This window comes from Alteribacillus sp. YIM 98480 (genome assembly GCF_009765375.1).
Lineage (GTDB): Bacteria > Bacillota > Bacilli > Bacillales > Marinococcaceae > Alteribacillus.
This window is the reverse complement of record NZ_VTOK01000002.1, coordinates 79,615-101,379: the sequence shown is the minus strand read 5'-3', so window position 1 is coordinate 101,379 and position 21,765 is coordinate 79,615. Positions and strand designations below refer to the sequence as shown.

The following is a 21,765-nucleotide window of genomic DNA, read 5'->3' as shown; positions in this document are numbered from 1 at the left end:
AATAGGTCATATTATCAAGAATTATCTTCTAGGTTGTTTATAAAGTACATTTCAATTTTTGTGAATAAATATTCCATGATCATAATACTTTTTGTTGAGTTTACTTGCGTTCCATAGCTGTAATCAGCACCATGAGCTAAAGCATGTCTACTTAAATATTGTATTGGCTCTAAATGTTTAAAACCTTCAAGTAAGTTATCAACGTAATATTTATCCCACATTTGATCTAACCTGTCATTTTCCACTGCTAAAATTTCTCTAAATGATTCTTTAATACACCGTGTTGAAAACTTACCATTCTTTTCTCTCTTTTCTGGAAACAACTCAGCTAAAATACCTTCAATTTGTGGGAATACAGCAAGAGTTGATAAATAATATAATCCTTGTTTATGAGCTTGAATGATTTGTTCAATAATAATATATCTTTCTTGCAACCATTCAAACGATTTCCACATGTCTAAACATTCATCTAAATGTTCATTATCATATAAGTTAACAATAAATTCATCTAAAATTTGCTCTGCTTCTTTTTCATTTTCTGCACTTTTAATTTCATCTCGAAGTAGTTTAATATAAACAGCGCTCATATGTAATGAGAGAGGAGGGTAATTCAACTTAGCTAATTCTTCTTCAAATTCTTCAAGGGTAAGAGCAGCTTGATTAGCCAATTCAACAATCCTGGTTAGATTAGGCTTCAATGACTCAATAGCGCTTCTAACCTGACTACCAACTTGCTGAACAAATGATTTAGTGACTTTTTCCCATTGTCTTTGATGTTCTAAGATTTGATTTATTACTTGTTGGCTTGGATATGCCTTTGCTGCTATTTCTTGCATAATTTTACGGAACTCTTCATTATGATTACCATTGCTCATTAATAACAAACTCCTTCAAAAAGCTTTGTATTATTTTACCATAGCTTACCTTGAAGGTGGTATTTGTTATAGAAGATTGCGGGACTATTTTCACCTCACTTTACATTTGACAAAAGTATCCATTATAATCCTACAAGGGGATTAATAATGACAAACAATAAAATAAGCTCAATTCGCAATTACTTTTATATTACCTATCCAATAAATGACTTTAAAGATTACGCAGAATTAATCGAAAATAATTTAAAAAAGAAATTACAAGAATTTGAGCAAGAAGCCTCTCAATATTCTGAAGAAGAGCAAGAAGAATATTATGAGTTTTACATCGATGAATGGTATTCTTATAGAGTTACATATGCTCAGACGCACAGAAATTCATTATTTGTTACTATCTATTCTTTCCTAGAAAAAAGAATGTTTGACCGATGTAAGGTGCATGAAGATAATAGTACAAGCCCTATTATAATAAATGATTTAAAAGGCAAAGGTATTGATAAATACAGACTCTATCTAAATAAAATTGCTGGTATTAAAATTGATAACCAGCTTTGGGAGAAAGTAACAAGTTACCAAGACGTCAGAAATAAAATAATTCACAACAATGGCGAGTTAAGTAAAAGTGATACAACATTAAAAGATAAAATTGAAAAGCTGCCCGGATTTTACATCGATAATGATAAGATAAAGCTTGAATCCAACGCTTGTATTGAATTCCTTAATGTAGTGGAAAATCTTCTATTAGATATATTTAATTATAAAAGTTCACAATAAAAGCCAGTTTATTACTGGCTCTTCAATGTGTTTATCTCTTCAAATATCTGTTCAACTTTATTTTCACTATTTTGGTAATATAAAATATTCCCTGATTCTAATGCCAAAAATTCAATAACTTCAAGTACAGGATTCACTATTTCTTTTTCATAATCTCCCATAAATCCCATAGCCATTGGTATGAAATGCATAAATTGATTTCTATAGTCAATCATTTTAGATATCGCACTCTCTTGTTTGTCTGTGAGGATAAGAGTGTTACTTCTCTCAAATTCTTTATTCATATATTCTTTCATTTGAGTTCTTTCTAATATTGACCATATACCTTCCAATTGTCCATTTTCTCGTAAAGCAACCTTTTTTAAATCATCTTCAGTATAATCAATCCCCATATACTCATATTTTTCTTTTGTTATTTTATATACCGTTTCAATTTCATGTTTCTTCATTGATCTATTTAGAGACTTGTACACTGTTGCAGTAGGATCTGTTCCTTTTATAGCCAAAACACCAAAACCATACAATGCACCATGCAAACTTATCATCAACCATTTGAACCTATGGGGATGCTCTGTATCTTTAAGGTATATTAATGTTGTTTCCAAGTAATCTACTGCATTCTCTAATTCATCTATACGATAATAATTTGATTCATCCATAGATATCCACCAAACTTTTACTGAATTTATAACTTTCTTTTAATCTCATCGGGTAGCCTTACCTTAAGATCCATGTCTTTCATTCGTTCATTTCCTGAACTTTATTTTGTGCAATTTCAATCTTTAATTTGATTTTCTCCATTTGTAAAAGCTGAATTTCTTCATCTGTTTTTAAACTTTTATTTTTTATTTGACGGCAAACTCTTTTCAATCTTTTATCTATTATTGATTCTGCAATATTCCATGCGTTAATTTCGGCTTTAATATTATTGTTTTTTATCCTTAATAATAAATCATCTGTATTATCTGCAAAAGGATTTATTCTTAACTCATCAAAGCATTCTTTATTATCTTTATGTATTTTCTGTAAATCGTTATCTAAGGCATGACCTAATTCATGTAAAAATATTATCTGTGCATAATCTAAAAACGGAATCAAAAAACTCATCGACTCCTGTTTCAAAATTTCTACATTGATAAATATTTCACTTGTATCAATGTTATAATACATTGCATAATTATCTTTATCCGTCATGGAGATGTCAATATTTTTCATATCATACTTGCTTAAAATATCATCACACAAATTTAAAATTTCACTCATTATACCATCTCCTTCGCCTACTAATTTCGGCAAAGTCTTCCAAATTCCTGCAACTTTTATAACATTTTCCATGGTGGACTCGGCAGGATTCGAACCTGCAATAATTCAGTTATGAGCTGAAAGCCTTAACCATTTGACTACAAGTCCAAAAAGAAATAACTGACACGCTGTCAGTCTTAATAAACCATTAATTAGCTTCTTCATATTCTCTTAACCAATTATTTATTGTGCTTCTATGTACTCCATACATCCGTCCAATTTCAACTTTATTATAATCCTTTAATAAAGCTTCAATTTCTTCTTTACTCGGTCTATTCTTTTTATTCTCTACTCTATATTTATCATGACATTCATTATCACAAAACTTATCATTTGCAATCAAATAATCTTGACAATAAGCACACTCTTTTACTTGATAACCTTCTTCACCAGTTGCTTTCAATACATCATATAAATCATTCTTCCTAAAAAAGTTATGTAACTTTGTATGCTGACCATGTGACAAACAAAGTAAATTTTCAGGATTATTATTTAGATTATTTAAGTCTTGATGATGTACATGCTCATTATCCTTTATGTATCTACCTAATAACTTCTCCATTATATAAACATGTTCATATACATAACCGTCCTTAGAAGCTTTAGGATGATCTGGGCAATAAACAGTTACATAACCATTTCTCATAGACTTTCTCTTTTTCGATTTACTCATTGTTGCTCAACTCATTTATTTTGCAACTAATTGTACTATCACACATCAACCTATTTCTAAATGCATTATAATCACTTTCAGCAACATTACATTTTATTATTAGTGCATTTAACCGCCTATTACACTCATTCATTATATAATGATATTCATTCATTTTGCTTATAAATTCTTTTTGATTCATGGGTATCCACTCCTGATTATTTATTCTCTTCATCCTCAACTTCCTCTGCTGTACGCATTTCTTTAAACTCTTTTATATACTCTTGCATTTCATCCGTTGAAACGAACATTGTAAACATATTTTTGGACGCTGGGTTAATTGCCGTTGTCAAAGAATACACTCCTTTGTCCTTCAAAAATTTCGCTAATTTTGCATCGTAACAATAGAACACATCTTTCTTGGTAATCATATTTATCATTTCTCCTTTTACTCATATAATTTAAAAATCCAAATAAAAAAGCCACTCTTCTCAGAGTGACTTAAATGCCTATTTAAAACTCGATAGTTAAATTGTCCTGACAATCAGTACATTGTATTCTTACGCTTTTTAGTTCAGGCTCAACCTCCACAGTGTCCATTACAATATTGTTTAATAAATTTCTTACTTCATCTACTGATTTAGCATCTGTTAATGCCCTTTCTACACTTTCATCTTCATCATATCCAATCGAAGAAGTATCTATTTCTTCACCATATATGTACATATCGTTATCAATCAAACTTTTTAACATACTCGCTTTTTTATTGTCATCAGGTGCTAACTCAATATCCTTTTCACAGTTGGAACAATGCACTTTTACAGAAACCAAAACAATCATCTCCTTTTGTAGTATATATTGCATTGGTTAATTCTACAAAAAAAGATTATACCCTTCTTTTTTAGTTCAAATTATCTATTACTTTTTATTCATAAAATAAATTGTTAATAAATCAAAATGCACCCCTTACGGATGCTAATTACCTTCAGAATTAAACTTAATAACATTTACTAATTCAGCATTTTCTCCTAATTCCTTATTGTTTATGTGCTTTTTCAGTTCTTCAACATCACCACTTGTTCTTATTTTATAAACTCCATCTTCTTGAAATGTAAATAAACCAATATCACAAGTTCTACTAACCTGAGTAGAATTAGATGAGATTACATCAAAAATTTGAAGCATTTCATTTAAAGCCATAAACAAATCTGTTTCTCCGATAGTTAGATTAAACTTTTCTTTAATTTCTTCAACTCGTTGAATATTTGAAAGATAATCACCTGGATAAACAATGTCTATTTCTCCCTTTTCTAATACCCTTAAATTAATCCCAAAGTGTTTATTTGAGAGCATTCCTACTCTAAAGAAAACATCATTACCATCAGACCCTAACCATGAGGAAACAATGACACTTTCGTCTATTTCTTTTTTATATAATACATTATTTTCTTTTGCTTTATTTAATACATCCTTAAATAAATGAAGAATGTCATCAGTATTTTTTATATCAAATGCGCCAAGTTGATCTTTTATCTCTACTAAGAAATCAGATAAACCTGCACCACTCGACCAGCCCATCTCAGGTAAATTAATAAGCTTATTAAATCCGTCTTGATATCCACCCTCTTGATTGTGTCCGTAATTAATTCTATTATCAGATAAAATAACTGAGAAAGCGCTATTAACATAAGAAATAACTGTAGTCACTTTATTCACCCCTTTTACTCACTTATTTCGTTAAAAAGAGACTTTAATCCTGCTAATTCTTTACTATTATTTTCCACATTTTGAGAATAGTCATGTACTATACTATCTGCCTTCCCCAAATGCTCACCTACTTTTTCCTAACGTTACGTACGATACCGTCTTTATCAATTTCATATGTCAATCCATTATTCATAATTATCACCTGCTCATATTATTAGGTACTAATAAAAAATAATTATAAAAGGCATCCAGCATTGCCGGACACCTTGCTTATGTATTCTTCTAATTTTATCAATTCATTTTTATGTATATCCTTGACATACCAATTATTTTCAACACAAATCAATTGAACACTTTTATTAAAATTTTCCAAACTCATCATCCATTGCTTTTGTCATTCTCTCAAATTGCTTTAACCTCAGGAGACTTATAGAAAACAAAAACATATACATTAATAATCCTATTGCTGCTGCAACCCAATAACTAACACTTACACCGAGTAAGTTAATAATCCAAGCTATCCCACATGGAACAGCAATAAAAAAGACAAGTGACAACAACATGGTTACACCTGTCAGAATCTTTTCTCCTGTTGTTTTGTCGCCAAAAATCAAATTATACATATTCACTTCATCCTCTTTTCTTTTTATTCTTTATTTTGCATTATGTAATATTAAACACATCACTAACACTCTCGTTGCATAAATCTTCAAACAAACATCTAATACCCATTCTTCTATCATTTAATTTCTCATAAGCTAATACTCTTGCTCTTTGTTCACAATCTGCAATCACATAGCATTTTTCTTTTTCGTTCTTCATTTCATATAGATTCATCGGTTTCTTATGTATAGACTTTTCGCCAACTGGCTTCCAACATTCAGCAGCACAATCACATTCCCAATCACTTAGTTCATCCCAAAGAATAGTTAATTCACATTTAGTACAGTAAAAACTCATGAATCCCCTTCCTTTTCAATCTCATCAAGCAATATCATTACTTTTTCTATAGCTTCCTTCCTATCTAAACTAAAAACATCTTCAATTCTCATATCAAAACGTTCTGCAATAAGACTTGCTCCATGTAGAGCATCCATTTGTTTTATCCCTCCTAGTGATTCCATTTTTTTAATATTTGATTATCTTGTAGTGTTCTAGTTCTCTCCAATATTTTTCTGCCGTTTTCACCAATGTAATCAGGAACATTAATATCATTAAGCTCGATTTTATTTAGTTTTTCATAAATACTCATTTTATCTCTCATCCTGTTTTGAACGTATTTGTTCAGTATTGTCTCATCCACTTCCAGTTTACTTCTGACAAATTCAAAATGATCCAATAATGCTTCTTTAACTATTTCCAACTCACCAATGTCATCAAATTCATCAAGCATATCAATCAAACTGCCATCATTAATTGACTCCTCTTTCATTGCTTCTAAGCTTTCTAAAAGTTCATTCAACATTTTAGACATATTATTTATTCCCCTTTTCTTGTAGTAGTGTTTTTATGTATTCTAAATCCTGTCTAATGTGATAATTGTCCTCTTCAATTTTGTCTAAGAAAGGCAATAACCCATTAAACATTTCCTTGTTCGCTCCACGTGAAGCTTGATACATTTTTGTTTGAAGCTCCTCTAATTCACTTTTACGTGCAACCTGATAAATCAATTCTTCAATTTCATTTTTTGTCAACTTACTCATCCTTTCAATTTCGTTTTGCTACACACGAACAGAGGAATGTCCAATTGGACACCCTCACTGACTCTCATGTGTTCTAGGAGGAATAAATAATGAAAACAAGTATCATTATATATTCGCATATCTATCCTTTTATTTATTGTCGGAGGATAAATGAGGCGACAGCATTACGCTACCGATACCGACAATATTTATTAATTATTAAATTGATTTCCTTTCTTTAATCCACTCATTGATATCAATACGCTCAGGCTTACCCTCTATATATTCTTTTAACTTTTCTATTTTACTCTCTTTCATATTGGCTTTATTTCTGAGAAACAGACTAATCATTGCATCAGAGCAGCCTACATGTTTAGCAGCTTCTCGATTTGTTATTTCTTTTCTTTTCATTTTTAATAACAAATCATACCGTTCATTCCTATTCATTTTCCTCACCTCATTTCACATTTTGTGATTTGACATCTATATCCATTAAAATTTTATTTATTAAAAAAATTGAATATAAAAAAAGAAGCAAGCATTATGCTTACTCCTCTGTCACTCCCGATCAGTGACACAGAATAAAAAGAAAAAAAGAAGAATAATAGAGAGGGAATGGCTAGTAACCTCTCTATATTGTAAATCTGGATAAAGTTCAAGTATTTAAAAAAAATGAACTGAAAGATGCAAATGAATTTACATCTCTTCCCTAATAACCATTCGTCTCACTACAAAAAAACAGCCTGAATACCTTGTTGCACAAGGCATCCAGACATTATCATAAGCTATCGTTACTTAACTACATTCAATTTATTGAATAAAATTCAATTATTTTAACGATTCTAAATCGGTTATTTTTTCTTCTTCCTATTTTTTCTTTCTAACCTTCTCTTTTCCCTCATCTTAGCACATTCGTCACAATATTTCTGTCGATTATTTTTCTTTTCAATTCTCTCCAAACAATCTTTACACTGTTTAGTGTTTTCTACATTGTTATTAAGATTGCCTAATATAATGTTACCAAAACAATCCCAGAGAATTGATTTATATTTTGCCTCTTCTGTATAGGCATACTTTACAAGCACATTAACAACACGTTTCTTTCTTTTTTCCTCATCTTCTCCCATTTTCAATTCTTCAGCCTTATTAAGCAATTGCTTTTTCATTTCTTGATGAATCCAGCTTAAATTTCGCTTTTCTCCATCCTCATCATACATCATTTTCTTCTTTTGCCTGCTGAGTTCTTTGTATTTATCAATTATTTTATAATCCTCTTCTTGAAATTTATATTGCTGATTGCTCATAAGCAATTTATAGTCAAACCACCCACCAGCATGTTTTTTAAATTGGATCTGCTTTTTCGCTTCAGAATTATCTATAATGTCCTCAAGCCTATTCACTACACTCTTATTTTTTGGTTGTACTCTCTTCTTATTTTTTGCAAATTTAAAGAAATAAGGCAACTTCTTACTCTTATATTCGTCAATAATTTCTTCTTTTTCTCCTTTTGGCTCTGGTAAAAAATTTGTTTTGGCAAAATCAATCATATAATTATTGTAGGCTGTTAACCATTTCACCGCAGAAATGTTAAGCTCCTCATCGTTCCATATCTTGCTTATGTTGTTTGAGATTTCGCCTATATTCCCCTGATAGGCTAACTCTATAGACTTTATAATGTTATCTTTATCAATTATTTGTGCATCTGCTTTTTCCATCTTATAGTACAATGGTACAATTTCATCTTTTTCTCCAATTCTTATGTTCCTCTCAGCAATATCTGTAAATAATTTATCCTGTATGACTGGGCTTGAATCTCCATCACAATCGAATTGCAGTAGTTTACTAATCGGATCATAAATGCTTGTATATATACCATTCGTAATAAACCATTTTTTCTTTTCTTCATCAATCACATTCTGCCTAGTCCCATGCTCTCTGTACAAATGTGGCGACCTAAGCATGTCAACAGTGCCATTTTCGTATAACTTACAGAACACTTCACCATTTTTAAGCAACCCTTCAGGCTTCTCTTTATGTAAAAATAATCTCTCGCAAAAAGCATACATATCAGGACAGATATATACGTGATTTCCTTTGATATTAAGTTTGCCAGCCTTAGCACCGTTTATCATTGCTTCCTTTTTGTCCTTAATCATTTGCTTACTATATGGATCATCAATAAGCTCAGGATAGATAGTAAGTGCTTGCTGATAATATGTTCTTTTTTCAATCTTTTCTTTTTCCGTCTCTTTCATATCGACGCCAAGAGCCTTCATCATATTATCTTTATCTTTTGCTATATTGGAAATCTCATCAATAGTAGGCTGTGCTAGTGCCTTTAACTCCTCATCAGATACATCAGTAAGTGTTTGTAAATATTGATATGATAGCTTTATTTCCTCTTCAGGCTTCGTTTCTTCATTTAATTTAGCAGCTTCACAATTATATTTTTTAAAGTTGTCCTTGTACTCTTGCCAATTCTTATAGTATTTCCACATCTTAAACTGAGACTTAGTAAAAATAATTTCAATTCCATTTTTTTCAATATCCCAAGTCTTATTGTATATATCTTTAACCTTCATACTTGCGCCTTCATGCTCATTTATCCAAGCTTTGAAATCAATCGGGATTAAAAGCCCTTTAAAAAATGGCATCCTGAACATAAAACTTTTCTTGCTCTTTTTAGAATTTCTCGGTAATATCATTCCTGCTCCATCAGTATGTTCAATTGGAATGTCCATTTTCTTTCTATTAATCTTATATGTATCTCTATTTATGTAATCAACCTCGGCATAAACATCAGTTTCTAAGTCATTAACCACAATAGCCCGGTCAATACTAAAGTTAGTCCATTTTTTACTAGCTGTAGCAGACAAAGCAAGATAAGCCAAGTATTTATTAATATTAACTCCATCTTTATCATTAATATCATAAGCAGATAAGCCGCAAGTAAGTTGATTCTTATGTTTTTCCCAAGCAACTTCTTTAATCCACATGCTCTTGCGTTGTCTCATCTGTCCAGCACTAGCCGTCAGGAATATGTAAAACTCACCTTGATATGTAAAGCCATTATTAATCATATTTTCTAGGATTTCAAAATGGTATGTCTTGACAACAATAATGTCAGTGCTAATTTTATTCACCTCAGCACCTATTGTACGTGTCAGAGTTGAATCAAAAAGAGAAATGATACTCTCACCATTATAACGTTGCTTCCCTTCTTTATCGTTAAAATACAGAGCATCAGGATTCAATTCTCTAGGAACTTCTTTGTCTATGTTTTCTTTAATACGTTGCTTCAGTAGTATTTCATCATCTTCAATTTTTTTCTTGGTTAATTTGATAAAATCCCTGAGTTCCTTTTTGGTATTCTTAAAAGTTTTTGTCTGCTGTAAGAGTATATAAATTTCTAATAAATCCTTGTTAACTTGGTAGTATGAATCACTTGAATACTGAACCTCTTCCTGTTTCTCATTGATCAGTTTATTTATTTTATCTTGAAACTTATTTTTATTATTTAGCTTTCGCAACTTTTTCAATTCTTTTGATTTAATACGATTATTTTTAAGTCTATCGCTGATTGCTTGTTCATCTTCAAATAAAAATGCATCCGTTGTGAGAGAAAATACATGTACCTGACTACTTAAATTATTCTTCTTTCCACTTCTTCTTTTTTCCCTTCCCATTATTAATTCCTCCATTTTGGTTAAAATTTAGATTATAAACGCTCACAGCTACTTTTGTTTGTGCTGTCATTGTCATTCGCTCCTTTTGTTTAAAAGATATCTTCTATTCTTTCTTTTTTTCTTTTTTTCTTAAATTTGTTTGGTTTAAAGTCTATTTTAGTAACGTTTGACTTCTTCTTGTTCTCTTTCTTTTTTTGAGCAAAAGTTTTCTCTTTGTCCTTGAATGGTTTAATCTGATAACTATTCTTTTCTTGTAGCTTCTGTTTTCTTTCTTTACTCTCTTTTTCTGTATACTCTCCAGTGTTCACATAAATCACGTTTCGATCAATTGCTTGTTGCAAATATTTTATGGCAGTCGGTTTAGAAACCTGTAAGATGCTTGCCCATCTGTTTAAATCACATTTAAACTCTTTATTAAACCTGCTCCACTTAGCAACAGCACAATATACATAGCAATCATACATATCATCAAATTTGTCAAAGTCGACTATGCTAAAACGATAAAATGAATTTTCATCTATTTTTTCAAAATCCACATCAATAAGTTCAGTGTTACTCTTCACATTTTTAAAATCTCCATCTATATAGTTTGTAATTACTTTTTTATGGATTAAGTTGTTAATAATTTTCTTGACTTTACTCTTTGCCTCTTTTGTTTGTTTTGCATATGGAGCGCTGTTTAACTGAGATAGTAAATCAATATTAAACTGGACTGACCCTCGCAAGTTGCTTAGAGAGTATATTAAACAATATGTATATAGCTCCTCTGGAGTCAAATGATACTCTGATCCATCATCTGTAAATGAATCGGGTAATTTTATGAATGAATCACTCGTCAAACATCTCACCTCCTTCATTAGGTAATTTCGTTTTGTGTTAATCTATCTATTGGTCTATCTATACTCTCTCTATTAAACAGTCAAAATAACATCCCCTTTAGACATGTAATTTGAAAACTTTTCAACCAATCTTCGTAAATTTTATAAAAACTTTTCCCTTTTGTCGTAATTTTTATTTTACCCACTTTAATTTCACCTCCTTTTGATTAATAATCGTGTCTGTATAATTAAATTTCCTGTTGTTATACAGACATTTTTTATTGACTTTTTGTTAATAAGCGACTAAAATAAGAATTGTAATAATATATTATGGAATACCTTTAACAATTTTTAAAAAAACTACTTATCTATCAATCTTACCATGGAACTCAAAATTCGTCAATAGATTTTGAGGGTTTTTCCATGGGATTTTTTAATTGTTATTTTCTATTACTTCTTATCAAAATATTCTTTTGTAGCTAAATCATTAAAACGTGACATTATTTCTTCATGTCGCTCTGTTAAAATTCCTGTTTGTTCGTAAACAATATGTTGTTTTGATTCAATGTTCTCAAGGCGTTTATTTATTCCTGACATTCCTTGTTTCATCCCTCGCTGCTCTGTGTCTATTTTTTCAAGTTTTTCAAGTATCAATTCTAAGATTTTTTCACTCATATCAACACCCCTCATTTAATAATAAATAATATTTATCCTTTTATTTATACTACTTCTTCATGTAATAGCTATTTTTATTTCCTTCGTTCTTTAACCATTTATAAAAATGATCTTCATGTACCATCAGTTTCCTCCCAACTTTCATTGTTGGAAGCTCTCGACTGTGCATAAATTCATACACCCTGTCTCTCCCAAGTCCAGTAATCTTTCTTACATCCTCAACAGTTAGTAAAACTTTATTTGGTTCACTCATGATAAAAGTCCCCCGATTTGCAGTTGTTTATATATAAAACCTTTATCTGGTTCATTTAATCCCTCATCTAATATTTCTTTTGCCATCTCCTGCAATTCATGAACTTTTCACCATGTTTTCTTTTCTTTTTTCCTTGTCATTTTTCATTCCTCCATTTTTAAAAATTTTCAATTAACCTTTTCACCTTATCCATTTTTTCTTCAAATTGATCAGGAAAAATCGTATATCCAGATAGTTTTGATTCCAGCTTATTGATTACTTCTTGTATCTCTATTTCACGTTCAGCAAACTCAATATTTGTTTTATAGTGTTTCACTCCCCTTTCATCAAGATTTCTATTATTTAACTGAAAATAATATAAAATAATATGTATTTCTAACTCATCTATTTTGCTTAGCGCCGGTCTTGTTAGTAAATATTTCTTATCTTTTGGTACTTGGAACAGTTCACACAGTTTATCTAAATGTTTTTGTGGAATATCCCTTGTACCCTTTATCCATGAATTAATCTGTGGTTGTTTAATACCTAAATACTCAGCTAATTCTCCTTTTTTTATTTTAAAAAGTGTGCAAAAGTAGTCTATTCCGTGTGATATACGACTCACCTCCTTTAATCTGTAATTCCATTATACATCTAGGTTAAATTTTAATCAACCTTTTTTAACCAATAAATTAAATTTTATTTATAAAAGTTTTTATTGTCATTGTATGGCTTTCTAAAACGTTTAACCCTCTAAATGACTAATACCCCTTGAAGCAATACAAAATATTTATTTGTGTAATTGGAGTTAGATTTAAAAGTACAGAATTGATTCTGTAATGGATTAATCATCAAGCCAACTTGTACGATCATTAAAATCAGAAAGGTCAAAATTATTTAGCCAGTCAAAATCAGGCACAGCTACATTTACAGATTGCTTACGTTGCTCGTATTGCTTTTGTGCATATTGGAGTTTGTGATATTCATCTGTGACTGTATTAATCACCTTTTCCATGTAATTGCTGCCATATTGGACACACTTATCCTTTAATTTAAATTTAAACAAATCAAATAACTTATCCTCGCTGACTATATTATTATTATCTTGTTTAAAAGACGGTTTCAAAGAAGGATTAATGTCACGACAACCCTCACGACAACCTTTCATTTTTCCCTTTATAACTGGATTTTTTAACACTGGAAGGATAATATAGGTATTGCTTGTCCTTCCTCCGTCTTTGTCTCTGGCAGTAGCGATTTTACTTATAATTCCTAAATCAACCATTTTAGCTGTATATCGTTGAATTGTTCTTGTACATACGCCAATTATTTTTGCCATAGTCTTATTGTTCATAAAGCTTACTCCCAACGTAGAAAGGCTGTACTCGCTCATACGCTGCAATAATTGCATAACCTTAACATTGTCTGTATTTTTTTTTAGGGTTTCCATATGATAACTCACAGACTCATTGAGCCATTCTAAATCTTTAATTGCAGATAATTGGTTCCGTTCTGATTGAAAAATTTGCATGACAAATAACCCTCACTCTCTGTTAATTTAAAAAATTTAAAATAATCACACAGAAAGCAGGGTTTCTATTGATAAAATCAAAAAAATAAAATACAATAGAAATACATAGGTGAAGTTGCTTTCTGTATGGAAGTGACAAAGGGCTGTTAGTGTTGGCGCACTTTCAGCCCCTTTTATTGCTTGACACTCAAATCGTGTTTTACCTTTTTTGTTACTTCGTGAATTTACTTACAACCTTATCCATTCTTCTGTCTCCTCCTCATAAATATTTTCTACTTCAACATTGTGATCATGGACAATTGGCTTGATTTTTGACTGATCCAACCTTTTTACAAGCAATTCTATTTCATCAATATCTAATTGATTTAGCAGCAATTGAGAAGCATACTGGGCTTGTACAATATCTGAAGCTGAAATTTTCAGGGATACTGGCACTGTTACTGTAGAAAATACCTCATAAGTTTTCATATTAATTCCTCCGATTTTTAAAAATATATAAGAACGTTTTTTCGCTTGTTTCATACTCCTATTATATGAATCGTTGCATCGCAGCCTTTAGATTGAGCGACATTATTATTTGTAACCATATTAGGAACTGCAATTAACAACAACACTGTAATAATAAGCAGAACGATCATCATTTCTATCATGGTGAATCCCTTTTTGTTCCAATAATTTTTTGTCATAAAGTAACTCTCCTCCTTATATTTTTTTACGGGCTACTACTTTTAGCAGGCTGATGATATCTTTTTCTTTTGTCTCCTCTAGTGCTATTATTCTTGTTTCCATATTTTTCACTTTTTCATGTAAAGTTTTCTGCCATTTATTTTCGATTAATTTCATGTTCACTCTCCTTAATGTTTACCTGATTTTAAATAGATGTCATCAACTGAAACATAGGTAAAAACACCGATAAAAACATTCCTAAAATAACGATGCCAATGAAACAAAACATCACTGGCTGCACTGCCATGACAATCTTTTTTACTTTTTCTTCAAGCAGTTGAAACACTTTCTCACTGTAGAAAAAAAGATCATCTCCAAGTTTTCCTGAAGCCTGCCCATGCTGAATAACATATTTCATTTCATCTCTGTACCATCCTGCCGCTTCTAAAGCTGCGTGAAGCTGGTGTCCTTCCTTTAATTGTTGTTTTAAGAATTTTCCTTCGGTCTGAAAAAAAGCAAAATGGTGCTGTTTTTCAAAAACAAGACATGCTTCATAAATAGAAAGACCTCCTTTGAGCATGCTGCTAAACTGCAGACAAAAATAGTAAGTAAGAAATAAACGAATAAATGATTCTAAAAAAGGAGCACGAGTCAGTATCTTAACTTGTTTATGAGCAGAGTAATGGCGAAAAACCTTTATATAATATAAAAAACATAATAGAAGGGTGGGAAAAATGAAAAGAAACATATACGGAGCATATTGAAATATGTGTAACATTGTTAAGGTTAATAAAGGGAATTCCATGTGAAGGGAATCAAATAATTGACTAAATTGTGGAAATAAAAAGTGGACCATGACGATAGATATTAGAATAAGCAGCCAGAGTAAAACAAGGGGATACCTCATAAATCTCCGGATATTGGTTAAAGCATTTAACCTTTTTAAATAAAGTTCACCGGCACCTTGCAAACCTTGCGAAAGAGAACCGCATTGTTCCGAAAAAAATACATATGCAGTAATATCAGATGGGAAAGTTCGTTGAGCAAGTACTTCATGAAACGGTGATCCTATTCTTAATTGTTCTCTCATGTCATAGATAATTTGTTTTATTTCTGCTGTTTGTTCCCAAGACAATAGCTCGAGAACTTGATCAAGATTATAACCTTGTTCTAGCAGTTCACCAGATTTTAATAAAAAATTTGCTGCAGCATGTTTACTCCATTTCTTTCTCATACATCGTAAAGGACCTCCTTATCTTTGTTTTATCAGAAAATAGACCAAGGGCAAGCCCTCTTTTCCATTGTTCTTCATGTGAGAAAGTCAAAATAGGGGAAGTTTTTTTAATTATAGCATTTTTGAGTTCTTTTTCTGCTAAAATATCAAACAGAGCAATTCGAGAAGACATACCATGCTTGCCGCAGTAAGGCGAACATTTATTGCTTTTACATAACGGACAATACCTTGCAATTAAAAATTGAGAAGTAATACATAATAATGTTTCTTGTAAATCAAACGGAGAAAAACCAAAATCAATTAATCTTTTTATAGCTCCATACGGGGAACTAGCGTGCATCGTTGTAAATACTAAATGTCCAGTATACGCTGCACGTATCGCATGGTAAGCGGTGTCTTGGCCTCTTATTTCTCCAACCATAAGTGCATCAGGATCATGACGCAGCGAAGCTTTTAACATTTCCGTATACGTTAAACCTGCTTTTTCATTAATTTCTGTTTGAATAACATTTTCATTTCTAATTTCTACAGGATCTTCTATGCTGATGACACGTAAATCATCTCCTTGTATTAAGGCATTCATGAATGCATAAAGAGTGGTTGTTTTTCCAGAGCCTGTTGGCCCGGTTAGAATAATCATGCCGTTTCTATAAGTAAGCAAACGATAAAAAAAGGAAGTCACAGCCGGAGAGTTAGATAAAGAAGATAGAGGAAAAAAATTATTTTGAGGAAGCAATCGAATAGACAAACTTTCACGAAAGTATGCAGGGATTGTGGAAAAACGAAGGTTTACCGGAGGAGAAGTATTCTTTAACATAAAAGATCCGTTTTGAGGACGTCTTTGTTCACCGATGTCCATCCCTGCCCTAAACTTAAAGTGGGCAATTAAACGTTCCGCGTCTCTTTTCTTCAAAGACTGCATGTGATGAAGTTTCCCTTGAAGCCGGAAAAGTAATGAAGTGCTGCGCTCATTAGGATGCAGATGAATATCTGTAGCATCTAATGACAAAGCACGCTCAATTAACTTTCTGCTTTCCCATTCAATATTCGTCAATAAATCACCATCCTTTCTAATTATCAAATATACAATTCTCTGTAATAACTAAAACTCCTGCAAAAATATAAAATTTTTTTGTGAATTAGAAAAACTGGCTTACCGTCGAGCCCGTATGGCGAAAGTCGTGGTTTCACTTATACTTTTTTCCTTTAACAAAATTAAAGTATAAAAATATTTATAGCGTCTATACTATAAACTGTCGATGGGATGTAGCCAAGTGGTAAGGCAACGGATTTTGATTCCGTGATGCGCAGGTTCGAACCCTGCCATCCCAGCCATTCATCAACCATGCGCTGAACAAACTTATAACAGCATATTTTCAATTAGAAAAAACCGATGCCGCAAGTCCTTACTTTAACACTTTAAAATTTAAACTTTTTTAAGGAAAATACAGGGAGCCAAAAATGGCTCCCTTTTGATTTAACTCAACTTATTTTCCACTGAGCTGACTTTCCCTTTCATACTTTCTTGTGTACCATCCCTGCGGTCGTCTAGCCTAATATTTGTTGCCACTCGTTTTGCACCCCGATTAAACGGTATTTCATGAAGTTCTTGCACAATAGGGAATAGATCATTCAGATCACCTTCTATGATAGTACTCATCGAGGTTAGGTGATAGTCTATTTTATCCGAATGCCGATCTAAAACTTTTTGAACTTCTGCCACATCTTCACTCATACTTGTTGTTTCCGTGCCCACCGGAACTATTGTCAAATCAATGATTGCCATTTTTTTCTCCTCCTTTTTCATTTTAGACTTTTCCACTAACAGATGCGAATATTCCTTTTCAGCCAAAGCTCTGTATGCCTCTACGGCAGTTAACAAATGAATTCTTTCTGGATGAGAACAAGAGATATGGCGCTGCACGGCGTATGATAGATAAAGTAAAGGTTTTCTGAAAACAGCCATCTTTTTTTGCTGGATGATACGGTGAAAAATTGGCACGAACAGAACAGCGCTATAAGATACTATAGCTATGGCTTGTTCAAACGGATACCATAACCAAGCAGCAGGCGTAAAAAATAATACTGTTAAAAAATACATGACTACTATATTTGTTGAGCAGTAACGGTTTGTGATGGCTGCCTTTTTTATTCGAAAAATGTTTCTTCTTTTTTTTACCCCTTTAAAACTAAATACCTTATGCTCAGCACCATGAAACTTCTTTAATTGTTTTGGAAAAATAAAATGGGTACCAAAAACAAAATAAATAAACGTATAAAAAGGAAGTACCGGTATATCTGGACCTAATAAATGAAATAGAGGTGAAGCAAACGCAACAGCAGCCCATACATAAAATAATAATTTATACCAGCGAGGCATCGTATTAAAAACGTGGCATGCTATCTTCAACATAGATATGCTGCTTAATGGAAGTACCTCAGAAACTGGCTTATTATTCTTTACGCTGGCCCATCCGATATATTTTTCACCGAAAAACAGGACGCCGTTTTGATAAGAGAGACCTTTCATCAGCCGTTCGAACTGCCTTTCTCTTCTAAATCAACAAATCGTTCTGACACCCAGAAAAATGATTCATCTTTGTCTCCTTTACCCGCAAACTCCCGGTCAAAAAACCTCGCATCTTTTGATTGAAGACCTCCGTGGTCCTCCCAAGTATGCAAGTAACTAATAACTGCGCGCACAGGGGGGTTAGAGGCAGAAGTTGTTTCTACTCGTAATGAGCCTTTATCTCCCAAAGTTTTATTTTCTTCTATCTCATTAGGAAATGAAAATATGATTCCATTTTTTGTTTCCTCACCATCTTCTGTTATTTCTTCCTCTTCAAGCTTTAACGTCAATTGATAATCATCCAATAATTCAGCTGGTAAAGCCTCTCCCTCTTCATCTATGAAAGTTACCCCAATATAATCTTCACCCGCCATTCCATCGCTTGGAGTAACACTCCAATTCCAAGTTGCTTCTAAGACCGAACTGTCTTCTGTCTGCAAAAGGGTTGTTTCCCAGTTTATTTTTTCATCCAGTTCCTCGTTATTTACCACTTCCGTTTGATTTATGTAATAACTTCCTCCGGCAAACAGAAATATCATCAACAGAACCGGCAAAATAACAACCAGCTTATTCCCATTAAACACGTTAACCATCCTTTCTCATGCTTTTCCATACAATCGTTTTTCTTTAGATAAACTAATGTTTTATCACCAATGAGTTCAGCTGGTGTGTAAAAAATAAAATGGAAAATTTTAGTTAATCCCAGCAATCAAAGAAAGATAGGTGGAAAAGAATCATTTATAGGTTTAGATTTTTTATTGAAAAATAAAGCAGCTTTGTACTTCACTTATAAATTATATATTATGCAAAAAACAGCCTGGTTCCTTCAACCAGGCATTAATTTATGATCGAAACAAAAAATCTGCTCCAGCTATTCCCGGGTTTGTCATTTCTTTTGTATCCAAAATTTCATCGAGCTCTTCTTTGCTTAATATATCCCTTTCAAGGCAAATCTCTCTCACACTTCTCCCTGTTTCTATTGCTTCCTTTGCAATTCTTGATGCGGTTTCATATCCAACATGTGGATTAATAGCTGTGATAATACCAACACTATGTTCTACCATTTCCTTGCAATGGTCCACATTTGCGCTTATTCCCACAATTGCATGCTCTCTAAAAACTTGCAAACCATTGTGCAGGACCGATAAAGATTGCAGGAGATTAAAAACTAACACTGGTTCCATTACATTCAGCTCAAGCTGACCTGCTTCTGAAGCCATACTTATCGTGTGATCGTTACCGATAACTTGAAAAGAAATTTGATTTATTACTTCACACATTACTGGATTTACTTTACCAGGCATAATTGAGGAACCTGGCTGTCTTGGGGGAAGGTTAATTTCATTCAGGCCGGTGCGAGGTCCTGAACTCATTAAACGTAAATCATTGGCTATTTTTGACAGATTTATAGCATGTACTTTTAAAGCTGCAGACAATTCTGTATATGCATCTGTATTTTGTGTAGCATCTACTAAATTTTCGGCACTGTATAAGGGAAAGCCTGTTATATCAGCTAAATATTTTGCTACCTTTTCAATATATTCAGGTTTCGCATTTAGGCCTGTTCCAACAGCGGTAGCACCCATATTTATTTCATATAAATGATTTACTGAGCCTTTAATTCTTGCTAAGTCCCTAGTTAAAACCCGCCGGTAAGCTCCAAATTCCTGTCCGAGCCTGATTGGTACGGCATCTTGTAAATGAGTACGACCCATTTTTATAACTTTATCAAACTCCGCTTCTTTATCTTTTAATGTAGAAATAATCTGTTCTAAAGATTTCATTAGTACTTTTGCTAGTCGAAGTGCAGCAATATGAATTGCAGTAGGAAAAGAATCATTGGTCGATTGTGCCATGTTCACATGAGTGTTTGGACTAACTGTTAAATAATGACCTTTGGTTCCACCTAATATTTCAATTGCTCGGTTTGCAATTACTTCATTGGCATTCATATTAAACGATGTACCTGCGCCGCCTTGAATCGCATCCACAATAAATTGGTCATTAAAAGCTCCTTCAATCACCTCATCTGCGGCTTGTATAATTGCTGCTGCAATATTTTTATTTAACACACCTACTTCTCTATTTGCTATTGCTGCTGCTTTTTTTACATATCCGAAAGCTTTTATCAATTCCGGATGAGGGGGATAACCGGTAATAGGAAAATTTTCTTTTGCACGTATTGTTTGTATACCGTAATAAGCATCAATAGGTACCATTTTTTCACCCAAAAAATCTCTTTCTGTTCGAAATTCACTCATGTCATCTTCTCCTTCACAACAATTATTTCAGCTTTTCTCCAAATAGCGATCCCATTAAAGCTACAGCCGCTTCAGCTGTTTTATTTTTTTCATCTAGTATAGGATTGACTTCTACAAATTCTGCTGAAGTAATCATTTTTGCTTCCGCAAGCATCTCCATGGCTAAATGACTTTCTCTATAAGTTAGACCGCCTAACACCGGCGTTCCTACTCCTGGGGCATCATGGGGATCAAGACTATCAAGATCAAGACTTAAATGGACGCCATCACACCTATGCTTTAGGTAATTAATAGATTGATGCATGACTTCCGACATTCCTAAACGATCTATCTCATGCATTGTATAGACATTCAAACCGGATTGCCGAATATAATCTTTTTCTCCTTTATCAAGTTCTCTTGCTCCTATAATAATTACGTTTTCCGGTTTAATTTTTGGAAAATCCCCATTTATTTTCGTTAAAGTAGGATGACCTAAACCAAGAGAGACAGCAAGAGGCATTCCGTGAATATTACCTGAAGGAGAGGTATCAGCAGTATTCAAATCACCATGAGCATCATACCAAATCGCTCCAAGGTTATCAAAATAACCTGACATTCCAGCAATAGTGCCGATAGCAATACTATGATCGCCGCCCAGGATAAGCGGAAAACGGCCTTCTTTATTAATGGAAGAGACTGTACTTGCTAACGATTTATTTGTTTCTGTTACAGGTTCTAAGTTGCTTAAATTGTGTATGTTTTCGTTTCCGAGTGTTTCTTTTTTAACTTGTATGTCACCCTTGTCTTCTATATTGTATCCTAACGTGCGGATTCTCTCTAAAACTCCTGCATAACGGATAGCGCTTGGTCCCATATCTACCCCTCGCCTGTTTTGACCAAGGTCCATCGGCACACCTATCATCGTTACGTTTCGGTTCATATGTATGGCTCCCCTTCCATTAAAAAGTTTGTTTCTATATTTTATGACACTGAATAGGCAAGTTGATGATTTTTTGATTATGTCTTCTCTGTTACCACGATGAGAAAAAATCGTATACTCTGTACCAACAAACGTTTTTTTCCTATTAATATAAAACAAGACTGCCTTTATAAGACAGCCGT

The 21,765-nt window shown here is 32.6% G+C and carries 29 protein-coding genes and 2 tRNA genes; 2 read left to right on the top strand and 29 right to left on the bottom strand.

All coding sequences use genetic code 11. The annotated features are described in order from the left end of the window. Nucleotides 1–14: 14 nt before the first annotated feature. Complete coding sequence (locus FZF09_RS03205; RefSeq protein WP_158735137.1) at nt 15–875, bottom strand: hypothetical protein; 861 nt, start codon at nt 873–875, stop codon at nt 15–17. A 147-nt stretch (nt 876–1,022) separates the two neighbouring features. On the opposite strand from FZF09_RS03205, the gene FZF09_RS03200 reads away from it, so the two are divergent. Beyond that, nucleotides 1,023–1,646 (top strand): hypothetical protein, encoded by a 624-nt coding sequence (locus tag FZF09_RS03200; RefSeq protein WP_158735136.1) that lies wholly within the window; start codon nt 1,023–1,025, stop codon nt 1,644–1,646. An 11-nt stretch (nt 1,647–1,657) separates the two neighbouring features. On the opposite strand, the gene FZF09_RS03195 is transcribed toward FZF09_RS03200, so the two are convergent. The 24 genes from FZF09_RS03195 to comGA all read right to left on the bottom strand — a co-directional run bounded on the left by FZF09_RS03195 (nt 1,658) and on the right by comGA (nt 16,885). Then, complete coding sequence (locus FZF09_RS03195) at nt 1,658–2,305, bottom strand: hypothetical protein (protein WP_158735135.1); 648 nt, start codon at nt 2,303–2,305, stop codon at nt 1,658–1,660. A 79-nt stretch (nt 2,306–2,384) separates the two neighbouring features. Continuing rightward, nucleotides 2,385–2,909 (bottom strand): hypothetical protein, encoded by a 525-nt coding sequence (locus FZF09_RS03190; protein WP_158735134.1) that lies wholly within the window; start codon nt 2,907–2,909, stop codon nt 2,385–2,387. Nucleotides 2,910–2,980: 71 nt separating this feature from the next. Then, nucleotides 2,981–3,056: transfer RNA gene (locus FZF09_RS03185), tRNA-Ile, on the bottom strand. Between the two features lie 40 nt (nt 3,057–3,096). After that, nucleotides 3,097–3,621 (bottom strand): helix-turn-helix domain-containing protein, encoded by a 525-nt coding sequence (locus FZF09_RS03180; protein WP_158735428.1) that lies wholly within the window; start codon nt 3,619–3,621, stop codon nt 3,097–3,099. Between the two features lie 197 nt (nt 3,622–3,818). Beyond that, entirely contained in the window at nt 3,819–4,031 is a 213-nt protein-coding gene (locus tag FZF09_RS03175) for a hypothetical protein (protein WP_158735133.1), read from the bottom strand. Between the two features lie 82 nt (nt 4,032–4,113). Beyond that, on the bottom strand, nt 4,114–4,431 hold the full coding sequence (locus FZF09_RS03170; protein ID WP_158735132.1) for a hypothetical protein: 318 nt from the start codon (nt 4,429–4,431) through the stop codon (nt 4,114–4,116). A 144-nt stretch (nt 4,432–4,575) separates the two neighbouring features. Beyond that, nucleotides 4,576–5,307, bottom strand: a complete 732-nt coding sequence (locus FZF09_RS03165; RefSeq protein ID WP_158735131.1) for a hypothetical protein — start codon at nt 5,305–5,307, stop codon at nt 4,576–4,578. 359 nt (nt 5,308–5,666) lie between these two features. Then, the gene (locus FZF09_RS03160) at nt 5,667–5,930 is read right to left on the bottom strand and encodes a hypothetical protein (RefSeq protein WP_158735130.1); all 264 of its coding nucleotides are present in this window, start codon (nt 5,928–5,930) and stop codon (nt 5,667–5,669) included. A 40-nt stretch (nt 5,931–5,970) separates the two neighbouring features. Continuing rightward, entirely contained in the window at nt 5,971–6,267 is a 297-nt protein-coding gene (locus FZF09_RS03155) for a hypothetical protein (protein ID WP_158735129.1), read from the bottom strand. Continuing rightward, nucleotides 6,264–6,404: a hypothetical protein gene (locus tag FZF09_RS03150; protein WP_158735128.1), complete on the bottom strand. Its 141-nt coding sequence runs from the start codon at nt 6,402–6,404 to the stop codon at nt 6,264–6,266. Before FZF09_RS03150 ends, FZF09_RS03155 begins: the two co-directional genes overlap by 4 nt. A 14-nt stretch (nt 6,405–6,418) precedes the next feature. Continuing rightward, nucleotides 6,419–6,781, bottom strand: coding sequence for a hypothetical protein (locus FZF09_RS03145; RefSeq protein WP_158735127.1), 363 nt, complete (start codon nt 6,779–6,781; stop codon nt 6,419–6,421). A gap of 1 nt (nt 6,782) precedes the next feature. Further along, nucleotides 6,783–7,001: a hypothetical protein gene (locus FZF09_RS03140; protein ID WP_158735126.1), complete on the bottom strand. Its 219-nt coding sequence runs from the start codon at nt 6,999–7,001 to the stop codon at nt 6,783–6,785. A 207-nt stretch (nt 7,002–7,208) separates the two neighbouring features. Beyond that, entirely contained in the window at nt 7,209–7,436 is a 228-nt protein-coding gene (locus tag FZF09_RS03135) for an XRE family transcriptional regulator (protein ID WP_158735125.1), read from the bottom strand. Between the two features lie 404 nt (nt 7,437–7,840). Continuing rightward, a complete protein-coding gene (locus FZF09_RS03130) occupies nt 7,841–10,675 on the bottom strand; it encodes a hypothetical protein (protein ID WP_158735124.1) in 2,835 nt (944 codons plus the stop codon). Nucleotides 10,676–10,764: 89 nt separating this feature from the next. Beyond that, nucleotides 10,765–11,514: a hypothetical protein gene (locus FZF09_RS03125; RefSeq protein ID WP_158735123.1), complete on the bottom strand. Its 750-nt coding sequence runs from the start codon at nt 11,512–11,514 to the stop codon at nt 10,765–10,767. Between the two features lie 429 nt (nt 11,515–11,943). Continuing rightward, on the bottom strand, nt 11,944–12,168 hold the full coding sequence (locus FZF09_RS03120) for a hypothetical protein (RefSeq protein ID WP_158735122.1): 225 nt from the start codon (nt 12,166–12,168) through the stop codon (nt 11,944–11,946). A 49-nt stretch (nt 12,169–12,217) separates the two neighbouring features. Then, on the bottom strand, nt 12,218–12,421 hold the full coding sequence (locus FZF09_RS03115) for a helix-turn-helix domain-containing protein (RefSeq protein WP_158735121.1): 204 nt from the start codon (nt 12,419–12,421) through the stop codon (nt 12,218–12,220). Nucleotides 12,422–12,578: 157 nt separating this feature from the next. Beyond that, nucleotides 12,579–13,025 carry a helix-turn-helix domain-containing protein gene (locus FZF09_RS03110; RefSeq protein ID WP_158735120.1) on the bottom strand — a complete coding sequence of 149 codons (447 nt, stop codon included), beginning with the start codon at nt 13,023–13,025 and terminating at the stop codon, nt 12,579–12,581. 219 nt (nt 13,026–13,244) lie between these two features. Then, the gene (locus tag FZF09_RS03105) at nt 13,245–13,931 is read right to left on the bottom strand and encodes a helix-turn-helix domain-containing protein (protein WP_158735119.1); all 687 of its coding nucleotides are present in this window, start codon (nt 13,929–13,931) and stop codon (nt 13,245–13,247) included. A gap of 228 nt (nt 13,932–14,159) precedes the next feature. After that, complete coding sequence (locus FZF09_RS03100; RefSeq protein WP_158735118.1) at nt 14,160–14,399, bottom strand: hypothetical protein; 240 nt, start codon at nt 14,397–14,399, stop codon at nt 14,160–14,162. 50 nt (nt 14,400–14,449) lie between these two features. After that, complete coding sequence (locus FZF09_RS03095) at nt 14,450–14,617, bottom strand: prepilin-type N-terminal cleavage/methylation domain-containing protein (RefSeq protein ID WP_158735117.1); 168 nt, start codon at nt 14,615–14,617, stop codon at nt 14,450–14,452. Between the two features lie 16 nt (nt 14,618–14,633). Beyond that, nucleotides 14,634–14,774, bottom strand: coding sequence for a hypothetical protein (locus tag FZF09_RS03090; RefSeq protein ID WP_158735116.1), 141 nt, complete (start codon nt 14,772–14,774; stop codon nt 14,634–14,636). 28 nt (nt 14,775–14,802) lie between these two features. Beyond that, nucleotides 14,803–15,831, bottom strand: coding sequence for a competence type IV pilus assembly protein ComGB (comGB, locus tag FZF09_RS03085; RefSeq protein WP_158735115.1), 1,029 nt, complete (start codon nt 15,829–15,831; stop codon nt 14,803–14,805). Continuing rightward, the gene (gene comGA / locus FZF09_RS03080) at nt 15,812–16,885 is read right to left on the bottom strand and encodes a competence type IV pilus ATPase ComGA (RefSeq protein WP_158735114.1); all 1,074 of its coding nucleotides are present in this window, start codon (nt 16,883–16,885) and stop codon (nt 15,812–15,814) included. Before comGA ends, comGB begins: the two co-directional genes overlap by 20 nt. Nucleotides 16,886–17,091: 206 nt before the next feature. On the opposite strand from comGA, the gene FZF09_RS03075 reads away from it, so the two are divergent. Beyond that, nucleotides 17,092–17,166 (top strand) — tRNA-Gln (locus FZF09_RS03075). A 142-nt stretch (nt 17,167–17,308) separates the two neighbouring features. On the opposite strand, the gene FZF09_RS03070 is transcribed toward FZF09_RS03075, so the two are convergent. From FZF09_RS03070 to rocF, 4 genes are all read right to left on the bottom strand, one after another. Beyond that, nucleotides 17,309–18,361: an MTH1187 family thiamine-binding protein gene (locus FZF09_RS03070; protein WP_255450321.1), complete on the bottom strand. Its 1,053-nt coding sequence runs from the start codon at nt 18,359–18,361 to the stop codon at nt 17,309–17,311. Beyond that, a complete protein-coding gene (locus tag FZF09_RS03065; protein ID WP_158735112.1) occupies nt 18,361–18,984 on the bottom strand; it encodes a hypothetical protein in 624 nt (207 codons plus the stop codon). The genes FZF09_RS03070 and FZF09_RS03065 overlap by 1 nt, the downstream gene beginning before the upstream one ends. Before the next feature lie 258 nt (nt 18,985–19,242). Further along, entirely contained in the window at nt 19,243–20,661 is a 1,419-nt protein-coding gene (aspA, locus tag FZF09_RS03060; protein WP_158735111.1) for an aspartate ammonia-lyase, read from the bottom strand. Nucleotides 20,662–20,683: 22 nt separating this feature from the next. Further along, complete coding sequence (gene rocF / locus FZF09_RS03055; RefSeq protein ID WP_158735110.1) at nt 20,684–21,583, bottom strand: arginase; 900 nt, start codon at nt 21,581–21,583, stop codon at nt 20,684–20,686. Nucleotides 21,584–21,765: the final 182 nt, after the last annotated feature.

Excerpts from the sequence above, each read along its gene's own strand:
- FZF09_RS03205 (WP_158735137.1), bottom strand. The coding sequence starts at position 875 with ATGAGCAATGGTAATCATAATGAAGAGTTCCGTAAAATTATGCAAGAA.
- FZF09_RS03200 (WP_158735136.1), top strand. The coding sequence starts at position 1,023 with ATGACAAACAATAAAATAAGCTCAATTCGCAATTACTTTTATATTACC.
- FZF09_RS03195 (WP_158735135.1), bottom strand. The coding sequence starts at position 2,305 with ATGGATGAATCAAATTATTATCGTATAGATGAATTAGAGAATGCAGTA.
- FZF09_RS03190 (WP_158735134.1), bottom strand. The coding sequence starts at position 2,909 with ATGAGTGAAATTTTAAATTTGTGTGATGATATTTTAAGCAAGTATGAT.
- FZF09_RS03180 (WP_158735428.1), bottom strand. The coding sequence starts at position 3,621 with ATGAGTAAATCGAAAAAGAGAAAGTCTATGAGAAATGGTTATGTAACT.
- FZF09_RS03175 (WP_158735133.1), bottom strand. The coding sequence starts at position 4,031 with ATGATTACCAAGAAAGATGTGTTCTATTGTTACGATGCAAAATTAGCG.
- FZF09_RS03160 (WP_158735130.1), bottom strand. The coding sequence starts at position 5,930 with ATGTATAATTTGATTTTTGGCGACAAAACAACAGGAGAAAAGATTCTG.
- FZF09_RS03155 (WP_158735129.1), bottom strand. The coding sequence starts at position 6,267 with ATGAGTTTTTACTGTACTAAATGTGAATTAACTATTCTTTGGGATGAA.
- FZF09_RS03150 (WP_158735128.1), bottom strand. The coding sequence starts at position 6,404 with ATGGATGCTCTACATGGAGCAAGTCTTATTGCAGAACGTTTTGATATG.
- FZF09_RS03145 (WP_158735127.1), bottom strand. The coding sequence starts at position 6,781 with ATGTCTAAAATGTTGAATGAACTTTTAGAAAGCTTAGAAGCAATGAAA.
- FZF09_RS03135 (WP_158735125.1), bottom strand. The coding sequence starts at position 7,436 with ATGAATAGGAATGAACGGTATGATTTGTTATTAAAAATGAAAAGAAAA.
- FZF09_RS03130 (WP_158735124.1), bottom strand. The coding sequence starts at position 10,675 with ATGGGAAGGGAAAAAAGAAGAAGTGGAAAGAAGAATAATTTAAGTAGT.
- FZF09_RS03120 (WP_158735122.1), bottom strand. The coding sequence starts at position 12,168 with ATGAGTGAAAAAATCTTAGAATTGATACTTGAAAAACTTGAAAAAATA.
- FZF09_RS03115 (WP_158735121.1), bottom strand. The coding sequence starts at position 12,421 with ATGAGTGAACCAAATAAAGTTTTACTAACTGTTGAGGATGTAAGAAAG.
- FZF09_RS03105 (WP_158735119.1), bottom strand. The coding sequence starts at position 13,931 with ATGCAAATTTTTCAATCAGAACGGAACCAATTATCTGCAATTAAAGAT.
- FZF09_RS03100 (WP_158735118.1), bottom strand. The coding sequence starts at position 14,399 with ATGAAAACTTATGAGGTATTTTCTACAGTAACAGTGCCAGTATCCCTG.
- FZF09_RS03095 (WP_158735117.1), bottom strand. The coding sequence starts at position 14,617 with ATGACAAAAAATTATTGGAACAAAAAGGGATTCACCATGATAGAAATG.
- FZF09_RS03090 (WP_158735116.1), bottom strand. The coding sequence starts at position 14,774 with ATGAAATTAATCGAAAATAAATGGCAGAAAACTTTACATGAAAAAGTG.
- comGB (WP_158735115.1), bottom strand. The coding sequence starts at position 15,831 with ATGAGAAAGAAATGGAGTAAACATGCTGCAGCAAATTTTTTATTAAAA.
- FZF09_RS03070 (WP_255450321.1), bottom strand. The coding sequence starts at position 18,361 with ATGAAAGGTCTCTCTTATCAAAACGGCGTCCTGTTTTTCGGTGAAAAA.
- aspA (WP_158735111.1), bottom strand. The coding sequence starts at position 20,661 with ATGAGTGAATTTCGAACAGAAAGAGATTTTTTGGGTGAAAAAATGGTA.
- rocF (WP_158735110.1), bottom strand. The coding sequence starts at position 21,583 with ATGAACCGAAACGTAACGATGATAGGTGTGCCGATGGACCTTGGTCAA.